We start from the raw sequence: 18,340 nt of genomic DNA, 5'->3' as shown, positions 1-18,340 counted from the left end.
GGACGCCCGGCCGGGGGTGCGAGAGTGGGTCCGTGCTCTCCGACGTCTCCCTGGACCTGCCGGTCCGGCCGGTGCTGCCGGCGCTGGTCGAGGCGCTGGACGCGGCCGGCGCGGCCGTCCTCGTGGCGCCCCCGGGCACCGGCAAGACCACCCTCGCGCCGCTCGCGGTGGCCGACCGGGTTCCCGGCCGGGTGGTCATCGCCCAGCCGCGCCGGGTGGCCGCCCGGGCCGCCGCGCACCGGATGGCCGCCCTGCTCGGCGAGAGGGTCGGTGAGCGGATCGGGTACGCGGTACGCGGCGAACGCCGCGTCGGTCCGCGGACCCGGGTCGAGGTGGTCACCACCGGCCTGCTGGTCCGCCGGCTGCACCACGACCCGGAGCTGCCCGGCGTCGGCGCCGTGCTGCTCGACGAGTGCCACGAGCGGCAGCTCGACGCCGACCTGGCGCTGGCGTTCACCGTGGAGGCCCGCGGCACGCTGCGGCCGGACCTGTGGCTGCTGGCCATGTCGGCCACCCCGCGGGCGGACCGGTTCGCCGCGCTGCTCGGCGGGGACGCTCCCGCACCGGTGGTCCGGGCCGAGGCCGCCCTGCACCCGGTGGACCGGATCTGGACGCCCCCGCCCCGCCCGGTCGCCGCGCCCGGCGCGGGACGGGTCGACCCGGCGCTGCTGGACCACGTGGCGGCCACGGTGCGCCGGGCCCTGCGCGAACGCGCCGGGGACGTGCTGGTCTTCCTGCCCGGCGCGGGCGAGATCGCCGCCGTCGCGGGCCGCCTGGCCGACCTGCGCGACGCGGTCGCCGTGCTGCCCTTGCACGGCCGGCTGCCCGGCGCCGCGCAGGACGCCGCGCTCACCCCGCTGGCCGGGCGACGCCGCGTGGTGCTGGCCACCGCGGTGGCGGAGAGCAGCCTCACCGTGCCCGGCGTCCGCGTCGTGGTGGACGCCGGTTTGAGCCGGGTGGCCCGCACCGACCTGGCCCGTGGGCTGGGCGCGCTGGTCACCGTGCCGGTGTCCCGGGCGGCGGCCACCCAGCGGGCCGGCCGGGCCGGGCGGGAGGCGCCGGGCGCGGTCTACCGGTGCTGGTCGGAGGCGACCCACGCCCGGCTCGCTCCGCAGCCCGAGCCGGAGATCGCCGCCGCCGACCTGACCGGGTTCGCGCTGGAGCTGGCGGCCTGGGGCACCCCGGACGGCGCCGGCCTGGCGCTGCCCGATCCCCCGCCCCCGGCCGCGCTGGCCGTCGCCCGGGACACGCTGACCACGCTCGGCGCGGTCGACCCCGACGGCCGGATCACCGCCCGCGGGCGTGCCATCGCGGCCGCCGGCGCGCATCCCCGGCTGGCCCGCGCACTGCTCGACGGCGCGGAGCGGGTCGGCGCCGACCGGGCCGCCGAGGTGGTGGCGCTGCTCGCCGAGGAGACACTCGGCGGCGCCGGTGACGACCTCACGGCGCTGTGGCGCCGGCTGCGCACGGGCGCCGACCCGGCCGCCACCGCCCGCTGGCGCGCCGAGGTACGCCGCCTGCGCACCGCCCTGCCCTCAGGCCGCGCCGGACCCGACCTGCCCGACGACCGCACCCCAGGACGCTCCGGGCGCCCCGGGCGTTCCGGGCGCCCCGGGCGTTCCGGGCGTTCCGGACCTGACCTCCGGTCCGGCGACGGGACGGCGGGACAGCCCGGGCGCCTGCCCGACGATCTGGCGGCGGGGCTGCTGGTGGGGCTGGCGTACCCGGAGCGGTTGGCGCGGGTGCGGCGGGCCGGCGGGTCCGCGTACCTGATGGCCGGCGGGACCGCCGCGGAGCTGGCGGCCGGGTCGGGGCTGGCGGGATCGGCGTGGCTGGCGATCGCCGTGGCCGACCGCTCCCCCGGCGCGCCGACCGCCCGGGTCCGGCTGGCCACCCCGGTCGACGAGGCGACCGCCCGGGAGGCCGGCGGGCCGCTGCTGCGCGCCGCCCGCGAGGTCGGCTGGTCCGGCGGGGACGTGGTGGCCCGGGAGGTGGTCCGGCTCGGCGCGATCGAGCTGGTCGACCGGCCCCTCGCCGCACCCGATCCGGCGCGGCTCGCCGAGGCGGTGCTCGCCGGGCTGCGCCAGGACGGCCTGACCCTGCTCACCTGGACGCCGGAGGCCACGGCGCTGCGCCGGCGGCTGGCCTTCTGCCGGCGGGCGCTCGGCGACGAGTGGCCGGACGTCTCCGACGCCGCGCTGCTCGCCGCCGCGCCGACCTGGCTGGGCCCGGAGCTGACCCGCGCGCGCCGCCGGGCCGACCTGGCCCGGGTCGACGTGGCGGCGGCGCTGCGCCGGCTGCTGGACTGGCGGCAGGCGGCCCGGCTGGACGAGCTGGCGCCGGAGCGGCTCCCGGTGCCGAGCGGATCGCGGATCCGGCTGGACTACGCCGACCCGGCCGCGCCGGTGCTGGCCGTGAAGCTCCAGGAGACGTTCGGCTGGCCGGCCGCGCCGCGGATCGCCGACGGCCGGGTGCCGGTGCTGCTGCACCTGCTCTCCCCCGCCGGCCGGCCGGTGGCGGTCACCGCCGACCTGGCCTCGTTCTGGCGGACCGGCTACCCGCAGGTGCGGGCGGAGCTGCGCGGACGCTATCCCCGCCACCCGTGGCCGGAGGACCCGACCACCGCCGAACCCACCCGCCGCGCCAGCCCGCGCCGGCGCTGACCCGGGCTACTCGTCGACCACGTCGGCGATCACCACGGTGACGTTGTCCGGGCCGCCGGCCCGCAGCGCCAGGTCGATCAGCTTGGCCGCGCACGCCTCCCGCTCCGGGTGGCCGCCGAGCACCTCCGCGAGGGTGTCGGGACGGACCACGTTGGAGAGGCCGTCGCTGCACAGCAGCCAGCGGTCGCCGGCCCAGGGCACCATCGTCGCGTAGGTCGGGGAGACCTCGTCGCCCTGCAACGCCTGGGTCACCACCGCCCGGCGGGGGTGGCTGCTCGCCTGCTCGGCGGTGATCACGCCCTGGTCGACCAGCATCTGCACGAAGGTGTCGTCCCGGGTGACCTGCTTCAGCACGCCCTCCCGGAACAGGTAGGCCCGCGAGTCGCCGACGTGCGCGAGGGCCAGGCAGCTGCCGGTGCGGGCGAACAGCAGCGCGGTGAGGGTGGTGCCCATGCCCTGGCGTTCCGGGTCCTCCTCGACCGCCCGCCGGATCCCCGTCGTGGCCAGCTCGATGCCGCCCTGGAGGGCGGCGACCAGCGCGTCCTCGGGGGTTTCCACGTCCAGCGGCGCGAACGCGTCCATCGCGATGCGGCTGGCCAGGTCACCGGCGGCCATGCCGCCCATGCCGTCGGCGACGGCGACCAGCCAGTTGCCGGCGTGCTGGGCGTCCTGGTTGCCACTGCGGATCAGCCCACGGTCGCTCGCCCCCACGGAACGAAGCTTCAGGGTCATGGGACGCAGCCTGCCAGTTGTAGGGCTCGGTTGTCTCTAGGAGATCAGGACCATGCTACGTGGCGCGGCGAATCTCACTGCCGCCGGCAACACCCCACCGCCACGAGAAGCGCCGCCCGAGATCCTGGTGCCGGGTGGCCCCTCAGGGGGCCGTTTCCTACCAAGATCTCGTCCGCCGTCCGGCCTTCGATACCGTCCCGGGATGGCGTACCTCTTCCTGCTCGGCGCGATCACCGCCGAGGTCATCGGCACCAGCCTGCTGAAGGCGACCGACGGCTTCACCCGGCTCTGGCCCACCGCCGGCCTGGCGGTCGCCTACCTGTCCGCGTTCGGGCTGCTCGCCGTGGCCGTCCGGGACATCCCGGTCGGCGTCGCGTACGCGGTCTGGTCCGGGCTCGGCACCGCGGCCATCATGGCGATCGGGGCGGCCTTCCTCGGCGAGCCGCTGAGCGTCGCCAAGGTGGTCGGCGCGGGCCTCGTGATCGCCGGGGTGGTGGTGCTCAACCTCGGCGGCGCCCACTGACGCCGAGAAACGGCGCCGCGCGGCGGGTCAGGCGACCGGGCGGCGCATGGCGACGCGGTCGGCCGGGTCCAGCCCGAGTGCGGCCTCGGCGGCCAGCAGCGCGGCCAGCCCGGGGGTCACCTCCGCCCCGGTCAGCTCCCGGAACCCGCAACGGGCGTAGTACGGCCCGTTCCACGGGACGCTGCGGAACGTGGTCAGGGTCAGCGCGGGCAGTCCCGCCCCGGCGGCCCACCCGTCCACCTCGTCGAGCAGCCCCCGCCCGATCCCCCGCCGGGCGTGCGCGGGCTCCACGCTGAGCTGCTGGACGTGCGCGCAGCCGTCGACCAGGTCGACCAGCGCGAAGCCGACGGGACGGTCCGCGACGTCGACCGCCACCCGGACACGTCCGTCCCGCTGGGCGGCGGCCAGCACGTCCAGCGGCAGCGGTGGCATGTCGGCGACGTCGGTCATGCCGATCTCCCGGAACGGGGCGCCGGAGGCCACCTCGATCCGCTGCACCTCGGTCAACTCGTCGGCCCGGGCCGTCCTGCTGCGCATCACGGCCCCGACCCTGGCAGAGCCGATCCGCGCGGGCGAGCGGATTACCGTCCGCCGGTGTGACGGGGGTCGCCCGGTTCGGGGCCGCCGGCCCGGCGGCGCCCTGCCTAGGGTCGGGATCATGACCGTCGACGTGGATCTCGGCGCGGTGCGGGCCGCCGTCGCCCGGCAGGCCGCCCGGGTGACCGAGGGCATCGAGGACATGGAGCGCTACCTTGCCGCGCAGGTGGCCGACGAGTCGCACCGGGAGGTGACCGGGCCGCTGCTGCCGGGCACCGGGGCGAGCGGCGTCATCCGGCACCGCGGCGAGGTGCTCGCCACCTGGGGCGATCCGGCGGCGCCGGAGATGTTGTTCAGCGGCACCAAGGCGGTCGTCGCGACCGTCGCCGGGGTGGCCTTCGACCGGGGCCTGCTCGACCCGGACGCGCCGGTGCGGGACACCGTCGATCACCCGTTCCTCGCCGGGCTCGGGGTCGACGGGATCACCTGGGCGCACCTGCTCCAGCAGACCAGCGGCTGGACCGGCGAGCTGTGGGGCAAGCCGACCGGGGTGGACGCGCAGAGCCGCCGGGAGGGCTTCGAGCGGGAGGGTGCGCCGGGCGCCGGCTGGGCGTACAACGACGTGCGGGTGAACCTGCTCTGCCTGGCGCTGACCCTGCTGTTCCGCCGCCCGCTCGGCGAGGTGCTGCGCGAGGCCGTGCTCGAACCGGTCGGCGCCTCCGCGTCCTGGTCCTGGCACGGGTACGCGGACGCGGTGGTTGACGTCGACGGCGTCCCGGTGCCGGTGGTGAGCGGCGGGGCGCACTGGGGCGGCGGGCTGTGGATCTCCGCCGCCGACCTGGCCCTGCTCGGCGAGGTCTACCGGGCGGGCGGCACGTGGCAGGGCCGGCGGCTGCTCAGCGCCGAGTGGATCCGGCGGGCCTGGTCGCCGTGCCCGCTGAACCCGGACTACGGCTACCTCTGGTGGCGCAACGAGTCGGGGAAGGTGCAGCCCGGCGCACCGGCGACGGGACGCTGCGCCCGTGGCAACGGCGGCCGGCACCTGCTGTGGGTCGATCCCGACCGGGACCTGGTCATCGCCTCCCACTGGGGCGACCGGGTCGCCGAACTGATCACCGAGGTGTCCCGGGCGGTGCCGCCGGTCATGCGATGAGCCGCTGGTCGCGCCTATCGCCGATCCCACCGCCCGGGGAGCTGCGCACGCTTGCCCTGGCCACGCTGGCCAACACCGTCGGCTCCGGGCTCTGGCTCACCGGCGGCGCGCTCTACCTGACGCGGGACGTCGGGCTCTCCCCCGCCTCGGTCGGCGCCGGACTCACCCTCGCCGGCCTGGTCGGGCTCACCGCCAGCGTGCCGCTCGGCGCGCTCGCCGACCGGCGGGATCCCCGTACGCTCCGCGCGCTCATCCAGCTGGGCCAAGCCCTCGCCGCCGCGGCGTACCTGCTGGTCGGCTCCTTCCCGGTGTTCCTCGCGGTGGCGGTCCTCGAGATGCTGCTCGCCTCCGGCAACCTGGCCGTCCGCGCGGCGTTGGTCGCCGCGGTCGCCGGACCCCAGGGTCGCGTCCACGCGTTCGCCACCCTGCGTGCCGTGGCGAACCTGGGCATCGCGGTGGGGGCCGGGCTGGCCGGGTTCGCGCTGGCGGCGGACAGCCACCTGGCGTACCAGGTGCTGGTGGCCGGCAACGCCCTCACCTACCTGCTGTCGGCGGCGCTGCTGCTGCGGCTGCCGGCCCACCCTCCGGCGGCCGGCGGCGGACGCGGGCCCGGGGGTGGGCGCCGCAACGGCGCGCTCCGGCCCGGCACGGCACTGCGGGACGTGCGGTTCCTCGCCGTCAGCGGCGCGTCGGCCGTGCTGGCGCTGCACTGGACGCTGCTCGCGCTGGTGGTGCCGCTGTGGACGGTGACCCGGGCCGGGGCGCCGCCGCCGGTGGTGTCGGCGGTGCTCCTGACGAACACCGTGCTCACCGTGCTGCTCGCGGTGCGGCTCGGCCGCGGCGCCGACGACGCCACCCGCGCCGCCCGCTCGATGCGCCGCGCCGGGCTGGTGCTGGCCGCGGCGATGCTGCTGTACGCGGCCACCGCCGGCCTGCCGCCGGCCGCGTCGGTCACGCTGCTGCTGGCCGCGACCGCGGTCTACACGTTCGGCGATCTCTGGCACGGCACCGCCGGGGCGGGTCTGGCGTACGACCTGGCCCCGCCGGACGCGATCGGCGCGTACCAGGGCGTGGACGGCATGTTGGCGGGCCTGTCCCGCGCGGTCGGTCCGGCTCTGCTCACGCTGCTGGTGCTCGACGGCGGCGTGCCGGGCTGGCTCGCGGTCGGGGCGGTCTTCGCCGGCGTCGGCCTGGCCACGCCCGCGCTCACCCGGTGGGCGCTGGCGAACCGGCAGCCGGCCCGGCCGGCGACCGGTGATCGTCCCGCCGCGCCCGTGTAGGAGCATGACCGGCATGACGGACCAGCACACCATCGCCATCCGCCCCGGTGGTCCGGCCGACGCCGCCAGCGTGCTGCGGCTGCTCGACAGCGCCACCGCCTGGCTGGTGGCGCGCGGCCGGACCGGCCAGTGGGGCACCGAGCCCGCGTCGGCCGACCGGCGCCGGATCGCCCAGGCCGACGCGTGGGCGGGCGGCGGCGGGCTGTACCTGGCGATGCTCGGCGACGCCTCGGTGGGCGCCCTGGTCGTGGGGGCGGCCACTGCCTACGTGCCGCCGGCCACCGAACCCGAGCTGTTCGTCAACCTGCTGGTCACCGACCGCGCGTACGCGGGCCACGGGATCGGGACGCGGCTGCTCGCGTACGCGGCGGAGCTGGCCCGGGAGCGTGGCCTGGGGCTGCTCCGGGTGGACTGTTACGGCGGGGACGACCGGGCGCTGGTCCGGTTCTACGAGGGCTGCGGCTTCACCGCGACCGACCGATTCACCGTCGAGCGACCGGGCCGGCCGCCGTGGCCCGGTCAGGTGCTGGAACGCCGCCTCGGCTGAGCGGTCAGCCGATCTCCTCGTCGACGAAGCACCAGCGCCATGTCTCGCCGGGCTGGACCGAGCGCATCACCGGGTGCCCGCTCGACTCGAAGTGCTTGCTGGCGTGCTGGTAGGGCGACGAGTCGCAGCAGCCCACGTGCCCGCAGGTCAGGCACCCCCGCAGGTGCACCCAGTCGTCGTTGCCGATGGCCACGCAGTCCGGGCACTCGGTCGTGGTCGCGAACTCGGCGTCGCCCGCCTCGGTCAGGTGTGCGCAGCTCACTCGTCGGCCTCCTGTCGCAGCAACGACTCCTCCAGGTCCAGGTCGCGGTAGGCGCGGACCAGCACCTCCTCCGGGATCTTCCCGGAGTCGCGGGCGGCCCGGAAGACCTCCCGCTCCGCGTCGATCATCTCCTGCCGCAGTCGACCGTACGCCCGGGAGGGGGTCTCCCGCTCCTCGCCCCCGAGCCGTTCCCAGGCCACGTTGGTGCGGCTCTGCACCAGCCCGCGCAGCCGTTCCACCACGGCGTCCGGCGCCCCGGCGGCCAGTTCCTCCAGCCGTTCCCGGGCGGCCCGGCTGGCCTGCTGCTGCACGGCGGCGGCGGAGAGCGCGTCCTGCACCGGGTCGTCCGGCGCCAGTTTCGCCGCGCGGGCCACGGCCGGCAGGGTGGCGCCCTGTGCGACAAGGGTCACCACGATCACCGCGAACGCCAGCCAGATGAACAGCGGCCGCGGGTACGCCCGGTCGTCGGCCAGCGTGAGCGGCAGGGCGAGGGCGGCGGCGAGGGTGACCACGCCGCGCATCCCGGCCCAGCCGATGACGAAGGGAACCCGCACCGACAGCGGCGTCTCCCGGCGGCGCGCCCGGGGCACCAGCCGGCCCAGGTAGGTGGCCGGGAGGAGCCAGACGAACCGGGTCAGCACGACGGCGGCCAGCACCGCGGCGGTGACCCCGACCAGCCGGCCGGCCGGCTCGTCCAGGTCCCGGAGCACGTCGGGCAGTTGCAGGCCGACCAGCAGGAAGACCAGCCCTTCGAGCAGGAACTGGATCAGCCGCCAGAACGCGCCCACCTGGAGCCGGGAGGCGGCGGACATCAGCAGCGGCTGCTTGTGCCCGATGCCCAGCCCGGTGACCACCACGGCCACCACGCCGGACGCGTGGATCTCCTCGGCGGCGAAGACCACCGCGAACGGCACGATCAGCGACAGGGCGTTGTCCAGCACCGGATCGGTGATCCGCTTGTGCAGGGCGCCGAAGACCACCACGCCGAGCAGCCCGACGAGGACGCCGCCGCCGGCCGACACCAGCACCTCGCGGGCGACCGCGCCGACCCCGACGTGACCGCCGGCCGCGGTGGCCGCCGCGACCGCCACCCGCAGCAGCACCAGCGCCGTGGCGTCGTTGACCAGGCTCTCGCCCTCCAGGATCGTCACGACCCGCCGGGGCAGGCCCACCCGCCGGGCCACCGCGGTGGCGGCCACCGCGTCGGGCGGCGCCACGACGGCGCCGAGGGCCAGACAGATCGCGTACGGGACGTCGGGCAGGATCAGGTGGACGACGGTGCCCACCACGAACGCGGTGAAGAGCACCAGCCCGACGGCGAGCAGCAGGATCGGCCGGAGGTTGAGCCGGAACGCCGGCACCGACGTCTTCAGCGCGGCCACGTAGAGCAGCGGCGGCAGGATGCCCACCAGCACCAGTTCCGGGTCGAGGTGGACCTGCGGGAAGCCGGGCACGAAGGACAGGACGAGGCCGAGCACGACCAGCAGGATCGGCGCCAGCAGGCCGAGCCGGCGGGCCAGCGCCGCGCCGAAGGTCGCGATCGCGAGGATGACCACGACCTCGATCAGAGCTTCCATGGGGTACGAGCCTAGGCGGCCGGCGGCCCCGCCGTGATCACGAGGCGGTACGGAGCTTCGGCAGCACCTCGGTCCCGAACGTGTCGATGAAGGCCCGCTGCTCCTGCCCGACGTGGTGCAGGGCGATCTGGTCGAAGCCCAGCGCGACGTACTCCTCCAGCCAGCCGACGTGCCGGCCCAGGTCGGCGGAGACGTTGACCACCGAGGTGACCTTCTCCAGCGGCACGTCCTCGCTGACCGCGTCGAAGTGGTCGGCCAGTTCCAGGTCCCAGCAGACCGGCGGGGCGAAGACGTTGCTGCGCCACTGGTCGTACGCGATGGCCTCGGCCTCGGCCTGGTCGGGCGCCCAGCTCACGTGCACCTGGAGGTGCAGCGGCCCGCGCCCGCCGGCGTCCCGGTAGGCGTCGATCATGCGCCGCAGGTGCTCCACGGGCGCGTTGACGGTGATCAGGCCGTCGGCCCACTCGGCGCACCAGCGGGCGGTCTCGACGCTGACCGCCGCGCCGATGAGCGCGGGCGGCTCCTCCGGACGGGTCCACAGCTTCGCCCGGTCCACGGTGACCAGGCCGTCGTGGCTGACCTCCTCGCCGGCGAGGAGCGCCCGGATCACGTCCACGCACTCGCGCAGCCGGGCGGCGCGGACGTCCTTACGCGGCCAGCCGGTGCCGGTGATGTGCTCGTTGCTCGCCTCGCCGGTGCCGAGCGCGGCCCAGAACCGGCCCGGGTACATGGCGGCCAGGGTGCCGATGGCCTGCGCGACGACGGCCGGGTGGTAGCGCTGGCCGGGCGCGTTGACCACGCCGAACGGCAGGTTGGTGGCCTGGAGCGCGGCGCCGAGCCAGGACCAGGCGAAGCCGGAGTGGCCCTGCCGGGCGCTCCACGGCGAGAAGTGGTCCGACGACATGGCGGCGTCGAAGCCGGCCCGTTCGGCGTGGATCACCGCCGCCAGCAGCCGGGACGGGTGGATCTGCTCGTGGGACGCGTGGAAGCCGAACACCGTCATGGGGGCAAGTCCTACCCAGGACGGTGTCCGGTCAATCGCGGCTACTCCGAGTGCGCCCCGGCTCCGGCGCCGGCCTCCCCCTCGCCGACCCAGACGGTCTTGGTGTTGCAGAACTCGCGCATGCCCACGGCGGAGAGCTCGCGCCCGTACCCGGAGTTCTTCACGCCGCCGAAGGGCAGCTCCGGATAGGACGTGGTCATGCCGTTGATGAAGACGTTGCCGGCGTCCAGATCGACGGCGAAGCGCTCCTGCTCGGCGGGGTCGCTGGTCCAGGCGTTGGAGCCGAGGCCGAAGTTGGTGCCGTTGGCGACCTCGATGGCCTCCTCGTAGGAGCCGACCCGGTAGAGGCCGGCGACGGGCCCGAACACCTCCTCGGCCCACATCCGCATCTCCGGGCGCAGGTCGGTGACCACGGTCGGCGGGTAGTACCAGCCGTCGCCGGACGGCTTCTCGCCGCCGCACAGGACAGTGGCGCCGTTGTCGACCGCGTCCTGCACCTGGGCGTGGATCTCGTCCCGGCCGCCCTCGCTGGCGAGAGGGCCCACGTCGGTGTTCTCGTCCATCGGGTCACCGACCCGCAGCGCCGACATCCGGGCGGCGAACTTCTCGGCGAAGGCGTCGAAGACGTCGGTGTGCACGATGAACCGCTTGGCGGCGATGCAGGACTGGCCGTTGTTCTGGCAGCGCGCCGTGGTGGCCACCTCGGCCGCCTTGTCGAGGTCGGCCGAGGGCATCACCACGAACGGGTCGCTGCCGCCCAGCTCCAGCACGGTCTTCTTGAGTTCCCGGCCGGCGATCTGGGCGATCGAGCGGCCGGCCCGCTCGCTGCCGGTGAGCGTGGCGGCCCGGACCCGGGGGTCGCTGAGGATCCGGTCCACCGCGTCGGAGCCGACCAGCAGGGTGGTGAAGGCGCCCTCCGGGAAGCCGGCGCGCCGGAACAGCTCCTCCAGGTAGAGGGCGGTCTGCGGGACGTTGGAGGCGTGCTTGAGCAGCCCGGTGTTGCCGGCCATGAGGGCCGGCGCGGCGAACCGCATCACCTGCCAGAGCGGGAAGTTCCACGGCATCACGGCGAGCACCGGACCGATCGGCTGGTGGCGGACGTACGCCCGCTTCGCCTTGACCGCGGCGGCGTCGGCGGGTTCGTCGGCGAGCATCCGCGGGGCGTTGTCGGCGTAGAAGCGGCAGGCAATGGCGCACTTGGTGACCTCCGCCTTGGCCGAGGCGTACGTCTTGCCCATCTCGGTGGTCATGAGCCGGGCGGTCTCGTCCCGCTCGGCCTCCAGCAGGTCGGCCGCGGCGATCATCCACCGGCCACGCTCGGCGATCGTGGTCCCGTGCAGCTGCCGGAAGGCCAGGTCGGCGCGCTCGATCGCCGCGTCGATCTGCTCGTCCGACATGGGGTCGTAGGTCTTGAGCACCTGTCCGGTGGCGGGATTGGTGGTGGCGATGGGCATGTCGTACTCCTGTCACTCGAACAGCGAGTGCCGCACGCCCGGCTCCTCGCGGCGGCGCGCGGCGCGGCGGCGCTGGATGACGACGAGGTCGACCACGGCCACCACGGCGAGGATCGCGCAGACGACGCCCAGCCAGGTCACGCCGGCGGCGAACGCGAGCACGGCGAGGACGGTCATGACGACCAGGCCGAAGATCGCGAGGGTGAGCCGCAGGTTCAGCGCGCTGTACGCGTGGCCGACCGTGCCGCGGGCACGGCGGGGCTGTGATCGCGTCATTCCTACGGGCTACCCCGGCACGGCCCGGGCTAACCAGTTGCCGCCGCTCGTAACACCCTCATGTGAACGACGGTTGTCGATGCCGGAAAGGCGACAACGCCCCCGTCCGGACGGCCGGGGCGCATAGGGTCGACGCGCCGCTTCTGCCGCCGGACGGGGGACGGTATGCCTCGACGTTGGATCGCCGCGCTCGCCTGCCTCGCGGCGCTGGTCGCGCTCGCCTGCGACGGCTCGGGCTCGGCGTCGCCCCGGCCGTCCGGTTCCGCGCCCCCGGGCGCGCCGACGGTGCTGACCGCGCTCGGCGACTCGATCACCAGCGGCTTCGGCTCCTGCCTGGTCCTGGTGAGCTGCGAGCGCAACTCCTGGTCCAGCGGGGACGGCCTCCGGGTGCGCAGCCTCTACCGGCGGCTGCACGAGGACGACCCGACGCTGCGGGCGCACAACCGGGCGGCGCCGGGCGCCCGCGCGGCCGGCCTCGCCGACCAGGCCCGGGCGGCGGTGCGCGACCGGGCCGACCTGGTCACCGTGCTGATCGGGGCGAACGACGCCTGCCGCGACGACGTCGACGACATGACGCCGACGGCAACCTTCCGCCGGCAGGTCGACGCGGCCCTGGCCGTGCTGCGCAAGGGCCGGCCGAAGGCCCGGGTGCTGGTGGTCAGCCTGCCCGACCTGCACCGGCTGTGGGAGCTCGGGCACACCGAGCCCCGGGCGGTGCGGGCCTGGTCGCGCGGCGTCTGCCCGGCGCTGCTGGCCGACGCCACGTCGACCGCGCCGGCCGCGGTGGCCCGCCGGGCCCGTTTCCGGGAGCGGATCGACGCGTACGACGCGCAGCTGCGCGCAGCCTGCCGCGCGTACGGGTCGCGGTGCCGGTGGGACGGCGGCGCGGTGCACCGGACGCGGTTCGGCCTGGACGAGGTGAACGCGCTGGACTGGTTCCATCCGAACGCCGCCGGCCAGGACCGGCTCGCCGACGTCGCCTGGGACGCCGCGGGCTGGGCCGGCTGAGCCCGGCCGGGCCGACCGCCGCGGGCCCCGGGGCCTGCCCGGGCCGGCGCGGGCCCCGGTGTTTGCCCGGGCCGGCGCGGGCCCGGCGAGTGTCAGGGCCGGCGCGGGCCGGGGAGTTGGCGCGGGCCGCCCCGGTAGAGGGCGCGGGCCCGGTCGGCGAGGTCCCTGGTGGCGGACGAGTTCGCCCAGGTGCCGAGGATGATCGCGGCGCCGGGGATCACCTTGGCGAACATCCGCTTCGCGGCGCGCACCCCGGCCATCCGGGCCAGCCGGACGCCGAGCTGGAGCATCACCTTGCCCAGCGGGCGCTGCCCGCCCATGCCGAACAGCGCGCCGGCCCGCTCCCGACCGGCGGCCACCCCCAGGGCGAGCCGGGCGCTCTCGGCGACCTTGTGCACCCGCTGGAGCACGAGCAGGTCGGTGGCCCGGTCGGGGTGGACCGCGTCGACGCCGTACGCGGCGGCCACGTGCAGCACGAGCCGGGCCTGGGTCCACGCCAGCACGCCCACGTCGATCACCGCGCCGGGCAGCCCGGCCGCGCCGGAGACCGCCCCGGAGAGCCGGGCGTGGTTGACGAACTTGCGTACCGCCTGGTCGGCCAGCTCGTCGGCGGGGACGTCCGGTCGCTGCGCCCGCTCCCGCTCGGCCCACTGCGCCGCCTCCGGCCCGAGCCGGCGCACCGCCTCCAGGGCCAGGTGCTCCGGCGCGTACTGCGGGTCGTCCCGCATCCGGTCCCAGAGCCGGGCCGGTGGCGCCTCGGGCGCCTCGACCGGCGGGGCCGGCTTCGGGGGAAGGGTGGGTTCGCCGTCGACGGGGGCGGAGTCGGTCACGAGGGGGCTCCCGGGGGTGGTTGCTGCGGGGGCGGAGCGGTCAGCGCCGGCGCGAGGACAGCCGGTTGGCGAGCCGCTTGAGCTTCGCCTGGTTCTCCGGCCTGGCCAGCTCCCGCCGGCCGCGGTCGACCAGCTGCTGACCGCGGGGCGATCGCAGGAAGGCGGTGAGTCGTTGCACCAGTGACATGTCGTCCTCCTGTCCGCGGTCCCCCCTCATGTGTACCCGGGACCGGCAAGTCCCTGATACCCGGATCGGCCCTGCGGCAACCCGGCCGTGGGTCAGCCCAGGATCTCCTTGACCACCGTGTTGGCACGCCACTCGTGCTGGGCGTACGCGTCGGGGAACGCGGACACCTGGACGGCCTGCGCGGCGACGGTCAGGGGCAGATCCTGCCAGCCGGGGATCTCCTCCAGGGCGGAGAGGAACGCCTTGGTGGCGTACTCCGGGTCCATCAGCTCCTCGACGCTGCCCCAGCCGCTGCTCGGGCGCTGCTGGAACAGCCCGACCGAGTCGTGGTCCCAGCCGATGGCCTGGTGCGGGTAGTTCTGCGACTCCGGCAGCACGGCGCTGGCGTAGTTGAGCAGCGTGCTCTCCTGCATGGCGGTGGCCACCGCGATGACCAGGCCGCGACGCGGCACGCCCATCTCCCGGCCGGCCTGCACGATCTTCTTGGCGTTGTTCATCTGGGTCTGGTCCAGGCCGGCGACCGGGACGATCCGGCGCGGCTTGGGCTTGGCCTTGGGCTTGGGCTTGGCGGTCGCGGAGGGGCTGGCCGAGGGGGCGGCGCTGGGGGTGGCCGGGGCGGTGCTCTCGCGGGTCAGGCCGCGGGAGGCGGCGTCGAGGGCCGCCCGCTGGGCGGCCTCGGCCGCGGCGGCGGGGTTCGGGGTGTCAGCGGCCGGGCGGGCGCCGATCTGGCTGAAGCCGCCGACCATGCCGAGGCAGCAGACCGCGCCGGTGGCCACGGCCATCTTCGTCCGGCCGGGCCGGGCGGAAAGGGGGTTCATCAGGGCGCCGAAGCGGGTACGCAGGGAACCACGGGCAGTGGATGCCTCCGCGCAAGCGGTCGGCTGATCGGTCGAGGGGGTATCGTCCGAACGGTCAGCCGAGCCGTCGAGGCCGTACTGGTCGTCGAGGGTGCCGTCGTCACGCATTCGACGAGGCTAGACAGGGCAAACCGGGATCACCCAGGCCCATCGGGTGGTCCTCGCCACAGTCTGCGCCCGGAAAACCGGACATCCGTCGCGGCCCCGGGTCGGCCGGTGACGGACCTCGCGACCCGGGAAAACCTCCGGTGTGGCCCGGGTCGCACCGCCCCGGGCAGGAACCTCGCAGCCTCCCCGCCGCCACGCAGTGATCGACTAACTCATCCTTTCGGTGGACCCGCACCCGGACCGGGAGGAGGAGCCGATCCGGCGCCGTCGCCGAATTGTGATCATCAGTCGGCCCGTAACGGAATGGACCACGCGTGCCGGTACGTTGGCCGAACGGGGTGCCGTGTGCGCGCGGCCCACCCCGTACGCGTCGACAGGAAGGTCCGAACCGGTGCTCGACCCACACGAGCTCTACGAACTCAGCGACGATCTGCCCGATCTCGGCCAGCCGGTGCTGATCCAGGCCCTCACGGGCTTCGTCGACGCCGGCAGCGCCACCCGGCTCGCCCGGGAGCAGCTGCTCACCTCCCTGGAGGCGCGGCCCATCGCCCGCTTCGACGTCGACCAGCTCTTCGACTACCGCTCCCGCCGGCCGGTGATGACCTTCGTCGAGGACCACTGGGCCGACTACGACGCCCCGGCGCTGGAGCTGCACCTGCTGCGCGACGACGACGAGACCCCGTTCCTGCTGCTCACCGGCCCCGAGCCGGACCTCCAGTGGGAGCGTTTCGTGGCCGCTGTCGCCGCGCTCTGCGCCCGGCTCGAGGTCCGGCTCACCGTCGGGCTCAACTCGATTCCGATGGCCGTCCCGCACACCCGGCCCAGCGGCGTCACCGCGCACGCCACCCGGCGCGAGCTGATCTCCGGGTACGAGCCCTGGCTCCAGAAGGTCCAGGTGCCGGCCGGCGTCGGCCACCTCCTGGAATACCGCCTCGGCGAGCGCGGTCGCGACGCCCTCGGCTTCGCCGCGCACGTGCCGCACTACGTCGCCCAGGCCGAGTACCCGGCCGCCGCCGAGGCGCTGCTCGCCGCGGTGTCCCGCAGCACCGGGCTGCTGCTGCCCCGCGACGGCCTGCGCGCCGCCGCCGAGGTGGTGCGGGTGGAGATCGACCGCCAGGTCGCCCAGACCGAGGAGGCGGCCACCCTGGTCCAGGCCCTGGAGGAGCAGTACGACGCGTTCGCCCGGGGTCGCGGCGAGAAGAGCCTGCTCGCCCCGGAGACCGGCCCGCTGCCCACCGCCGACGAGCTCGGCGCCGAACTGGAACGCTTCCTCGCCGAGCAGACGCGGCCCGGAGACACGCCGGAGCGCTGACGCGACACCCCGCCGGACTGACCGGGCGGGGTGACCGCTGATGGGGCAGGCTGGAGACATGCGCCTGGCGACCTGGAACGTCAACTCGGTGAAGGCCCGCCTCCCCCGACTGCTCGACTGGCTGGCCACCACGAAGCCCGACGTCGTCTGCCTGCAGGAGACCAAGTGCCCCGACGGGGCCTTCCCGGTCGCCGAGGTGGGCGAGCTGGGCTACGAGGCGGCCAGCCACAGCGACGGCCGGTGGAACGGGGTGGCCATCCTCTCCCGCGTGGGCCTGGCCGACGTGGCGGTCGGCTTCCCCGGCGAGCCGGGCTTCCCCCTGCCGGAGGCCCGGGCCATCTCGGCGACCTGCGCCGGCCTGCGGGTCTGGTCGGTGTACGTGCCCAACGGCCGCTCCCCCGACGACCCGCACTACGCGTACAAGCTGGCCTGGTTCGCGGCGCTGCGCGACGCCCTGGAGTCGGAGGTGGCCGGCGGGCTCCCGCTCGCGGTCTGCGGGGACTTCAACGTCGCCCCGACCGACGCTGACGTCTGGGACCCGAAGCTCTTCGTCACCTCCACCCACGTCACCCCGGCCGAGCGGGCCGCGCTGGCCGCGCTGCGCGACCTCGGCCTCAGCGACGTGGTGCCGACGCCGATGAAGGGCCCGCACCCCTACACCTACTGGGACTACCGGGCCGGCATGTTCCACCAGAACAAGGGCATGCGGATCGACCTCGTCTACGCCACCGCGCCGTTCACCCGCGCGGTCACCTCGGCGTACGTGGACCGGGAGGCCCGCAAGGGCAAGGGCCCCTCCGACCACGCCCCGATCGTGGTCGACGCCGACCTGGTGCCGGCCGTCGAGACGTTCTGACCCGGCTCGTTAGGGTTGAGCCATGGCAGTCGTGAAGATCAACGCGATCGACGTCCCGCCCGGCGCCGGCGAGGAGCTGGAGAAGCGGTTCGCGGCCCGGGCCGGCGCGGTGGAGAACTCCCCCGGCTTCCTCGGCTTCGAACTGCTCCGCCCGGTCGGCGGGGAGAGCCGCTACTTCGTCTACACCCGCTGGGAGACGGAAGAGGCCTACCAGGCGTGGGCGCAGGGGCCGTCGCGGGCCGCGCACGCCGGCGGCGAGGGCGGCGAGCCGCGCAAGCCGGTCGCCACCGGAGCCACGCTGCTGGAGTTCGAGGTCGTGCAGCAGGTCCCCGCCAAGAGCTGACCACGCCTACTTCTGGAACATGGTCGACGCCACGTCGGCCATGAGCTTGAGGGCCCAGTCGAGCTGCGGGCACGTCTCCCGGTCGCGGCACTCCAGGCAGCCACCAGCCCGCCACGGCTGGTCGAGGGCCCGGGTCCAGTGCGTGTCGATGATCCGCATCATCGCGAACAACTCGTCGGCGGGCGTGATCTCCCCGTCATCCATCGGCATGGCCGACGCCTTCCCGAGTGAGCGAGAGGGGCCGCCCTGGGCAGCGTCCTTGCTGTCCAGGGCGGGAGGACCGGAAACCCCGGATTGCTGAAGTCCAGGAGCTCCGACCCACTGTCTCACTGTATTCACTGTCTCACTGTAGTCAAGTTCTCACTGTCTCCACTTCGCCGCGTTGTCGCCTTGTCCCGGTCAGGTGCGGGCTGGAAACATGATCTCCGCTGAAGTCCAGGAGAGCCGATTCATGCCGACCAGACCACCGCACTACCGACGCGTCGCCGACGACATCGAAGCCAAGATCCGCGCCGGCGAATACGCCCCCGGGCAGCAACTGCCCTCCGTCTCGGAGATCGGCGAGATCTACAACGTCGCCCGGTCGACGGCCTACCGCGCCGTGAAGGAACTGCACGCGCGCGATCTCATCTACGGCCAGCAGGGCCAGGGCGTCTTCGTCGCGGAGGCGGAATAGCCGACGCTCCTGGCTTGAGTCGTTGCCGACGTCAGCTCGAAAGCGCTCGCAGATGCACGCCCCGCTCGCCGCTCCCCTGTCCAGCGCCTACGAACTTGATGTCGTAGGTGGATCGCCCGGGGCCGCTGGAGGGCAGGCCGAGGTGAGTCACCCACG

General features: G+C 75.1%; 21 protein-coding genes. 10 read left to right on the top strand and 11 right to left on the bottom strand.

Annotated elements, in window-relative coordinates; translation table 11 throughout:
* Window positions 1-32: 32 nt before the first annotated feature.
* Window positions 33-2,663: an ATP-dependent helicase C-terminal domain-containing protein gene (locus tag ABZ452_RS26215; RefSeq protein WP_357948076.1), complete on the top strand. Its 2,631-nt coding sequence runs from the start codon at window positions 33-35 to the stop codon at window positions 2,661-2,663.
* A 6-nt stretch (window positions 2,664-2,669) separates the two neighbouring features.
* Here ABZ452_RS26215 and ABZ452_RS26210 read toward each other — a convergent pair whose 3' ends face one another.
* The gene (locus ABZ452_RS26210) at window positions 2,670-3,395 is read right to left on the bottom strand and encodes a protein phosphatase 2C domain-containing protein (protein WP_357948073.1); all 726 of its coding nucleotides are present in this window, start codon (window positions 3,393-3,395) and stop codon (window positions 2,670-2,672) included.
* 202 nt (window positions 3,396-3,597) lie between these two features.
* Between ABZ452_RS26210 and ABZ452_RS26205 the strand changes: the two genes are divergently transcribed.
* Window positions 3,598-3,918 carry a multidrug efflux SMR transporter gene (locus tag ABZ452_RS26205; protein ID WP_357948070.1) on the top strand — a complete coding sequence of 107 codons (321 nt, stop codon included), beginning with the start codon at window positions 3,598-3,600 and terminating at the stop codon, window positions 3,916-3,918.
* 27 nt (window positions 3,919-3,945) lie between these two features.
* Here the strand turns inward: ABZ452_RS26205 and ABZ452_RS26200 are convergent, their stop codons facing one another.
* On the bottom strand, window positions 3,946-4,455 hold the full coding sequence (locus ABZ452_RS26200; RefSeq protein ID WP_357948067.1) for a GNAT family N-acetyltransferase: 510 nt from the start codon (window positions 4,453-4,455) through the stop codon (window positions 3,946-3,948).
* A gap of 121 nt (window positions 4,456-4,576) precedes the next feature.
* Between ABZ452_RS26200 and ABZ452_RS26195 the strand changes: the two genes are divergently transcribed.
* Genes ABZ452_RS26195 through ABZ452_RS26185 form a run of 3 tightly spaced genes read left to right on the top strand, consistent with a single transcriptional unit; the run spans window position 4,577 to window position 7,435 of the window.
* On the top strand, window positions 4,577-5,608 hold the full coding sequence (locus tag ABZ452_RS26195; RefSeq protein WP_357948064.1) for a serine hydrolase: 1,032 nt from the start codon (window positions 4,577-4,579) through the stop codon (window positions 5,606-5,608).
* Window positions 5,605-6,888: an MFS transporter gene (locus tag ABZ452_RS26190; RefSeq protein ID WP_357948061.1), complete on the top strand. Its 1,284-nt coding sequence runs from the start codon at window positions 5,605-5,607 to the stop codon at window positions 6,886-6,888. The genes ABZ452_RS26195 and ABZ452_RS26190 overlap by 4 nt, the downstream gene beginning before the upstream one ends.
* Window positions 6,889-6,901: 13 nt before the next feature.
* Window positions 6,902-7,435, top strand: a complete 534-nt coding sequence (locus tag ABZ452_RS26185) for a GNAT family N-acetyltransferase (RefSeq protein WP_357948058.1) — start codon at window positions 6,902-6,904, stop codon at window positions 7,433-7,435.
* A 4-nt stretch (window positions 7,436-7,439) separates the two neighbouring features.
* Here ABZ452_RS26185 and ABZ452_RS26180 read toward each other — a convergent pair whose 3' ends face one another.
* The 5 genes from ABZ452_RS26180 to ABZ452_RS26160 are packed head-to-tail and all read right to left on the bottom strand — an operon-like array spanning window position 7,440 to window position 12,007.
* On the bottom strand, window positions 7,440-7,697 hold the full coding sequence (locus ABZ452_RS26180; protein ID WP_357948055.1) for a UBP-type zinc finger domain-containing protein: 258 nt from the start codon (window positions 7,695-7,697) through the stop codon (window positions 7,440-7,442).
* Window positions 7,694-9,274, bottom strand: a complete 1,581-nt coding sequence (locus ABZ452_RS26175) for a Na+/H+ antiporter (protein ID WP_357948053.1) — start codon at window positions 9,272-9,274, stop codon at window positions 7,694-7,696. Before ABZ452_RS26175 ends, ABZ452_RS26180 begins: the two co-directional genes overlap by 4 nt.
* 37 nt (window positions 9,275-9,311) lie before the next feature.
* Window positions 9,312-10,277, bottom strand: a complete 966-nt coding sequence (locus tag ABZ452_RS26170; RefSeq protein WP_357948050.1) for a TIGR03885 family FMN-dependent LLM class oxidoreductase — start codon at window positions 10,275-10,277, stop codon at window positions 9,312-9,314.
* A gap of 41 nt (window positions 10,278-10,318) precedes the next feature.
* Window positions 10,319-11,731 carry an NADP-dependent succinic semialdehyde dehydrogenase gene (locus ABZ452_RS26165; RefSeq protein WP_357948048.1) on the bottom strand — a complete coding sequence of 471 codons (1,413 nt, stop codon included), beginning with the start codon at window positions 11,729-11,731 and terminating at the stop codon, window positions 10,319-10,321.
* A 12-nt stretch (window positions 11,732-11,743) separates the two neighbouring features.
* Window positions 11,744-12,007: a DUF6343 family protein gene (locus ABZ452_RS26160; protein ID WP_357948045.1), complete on the bottom strand. Its 264-nt coding sequence runs from the start codon at window positions 12,005-12,007 to the stop codon at window positions 11,744-11,746.
* Window positions 12,008-12,172: 165 nt separating this feature from the next.
* On the opposite strand from ABZ452_RS26160, the gene ABZ452_RS26155 reads away from it, so the two are divergent.
* Window positions 12,173-13,015, top strand: coding sequence for a GDSL-type esterase/lipase family protein (locus tag ABZ452_RS26155; protein ID WP_357948042.1), 843 nt, complete (start codon window positions 12,173-12,175; stop codon window positions 13,013-13,015).
* Between the two features lie 92 nt (window positions 13,016-13,107).
* Here the strand turns inward: ABZ452_RS26155 and ABZ452_RS26150 are convergent, their stop codons facing one another.
* The 3 genes from ABZ452_RS26150 to ABZ452_RS26140 form a co-directional block, all read right to left on the bottom strand.
* Window positions 13,108-13,845, bottom strand: coding sequence for an EcsC family protein (locus ABZ452_RS26150; RefSeq protein WP_357948039.1), 738 nt, complete (start codon window positions 13,843-13,845; stop codon window positions 13,108-13,110).
* A 40-nt stretch (window positions 13,846-13,885) separates the two neighbouring features.
* Window positions 13,886-14,032, bottom strand: coding sequence for a hypothetical protein (locus ABZ452_RS26145; protein WP_357948036.1), 147 nt, complete (start codon window positions 14,030-14,032; stop codon window positions 13,886-13,888).
* Window positions 14,033-14,124: 92 nt separating this feature from the next.
* Window positions 14,125-14,997, bottom strand: a complete 873-nt coding sequence (locus ABZ452_RS26140) for a peptidase M23 (protein WP_357948033.1) — start codon at window positions 14,995-14,997, stop codon at window positions 14,125-14,127.
* Window positions 14,998-15,388: 391 nt separating this feature from the next.
* Here ABZ452_RS26140 and ABZ452_RS26135 point away from each other — a divergent pair, with 391 nt between their 5' ends.
* Genes ABZ452_RS26135 through ABZ452_RS26125 form a run of 3 tightly spaced genes read left to right on the top strand, consistent with a single transcriptional unit; the run spans window position 15,389 to window position 17,508 of the window.
* Window positions 15,389-16,309, top strand: a complete 921-nt coding sequence (locus ABZ452_RS26135; protein WP_357948030.1) for a PAC2 family protein — start codon at window positions 15,389-15,391, stop codon at window positions 16,307-16,309.
* A 58-nt stretch (window positions 16,310-16,367) separates the two neighbouring features.
* Window positions 16,368-17,165: an exodeoxyribonuclease III gene (locus ABZ452_RS26130; RefSeq protein WP_357948027.1), complete on the top strand. Its 798-nt coding sequence runs from the start codon at window positions 16,368-16,370 to the stop codon at window positions 17,163-17,165.
* 22 nt (window positions 17,166-17,187) lie between these two features.
* The gene (locus tag ABZ452_RS26125) at window positions 17,188-17,508 is read left to right on the top strand and encodes an antibiotic biosynthesis monooxygenase (protein ID WP_357948024.1); all 321 of its coding nucleotides are present in this window, start codon (window positions 17,188-17,190) and stop codon (window positions 17,506-17,508) included.
* A gap of 6 nt (window positions 17,509-17,514) precedes the next feature.
* Here ABZ452_RS26125 and ABZ452_RS26120 read toward each other — a convergent pair whose 3' ends face one another.
* Window positions 17,515-17,718: a hypothetical protein gene (locus tag ABZ452_RS26120; protein ID WP_357948021.1), complete on the bottom strand. Its 204-nt coding sequence runs from the start codon at window positions 17,716-17,718 to the stop codon at window positions 17,515-17,517.
* Window positions 17,719-17,959: 241 nt separating this feature from the next.
* Between ABZ452_RS26120 and ABZ452_RS26115 the strand changes: the two genes are divergently transcribed.
* Window positions 17,960-18,184, top strand: coding sequence for a GntR family transcriptional regulator (locus tag ABZ452_RS26115; protein WP_357948019.1), 225 nt, complete (start codon window positions 17,960-17,962; stop codon window positions 18,182-18,184).
* Window positions 18,185-18,340 lie beyond the last annotated feature (156 nt).

Source organism: Micromonospora sp. NPDC005707 (assembly GCF_040631005.1).
Taxonomy (GTDB): Bacteria; Actinomycetota; Actinomycetes; order Mycobacteriales; family Micromonosporaceae; genus Micromonospora.
Note: the sequence above shows the minus strand (reverse complement) of the source record. Positions and strands in the feature narration are given on the sequence as shown.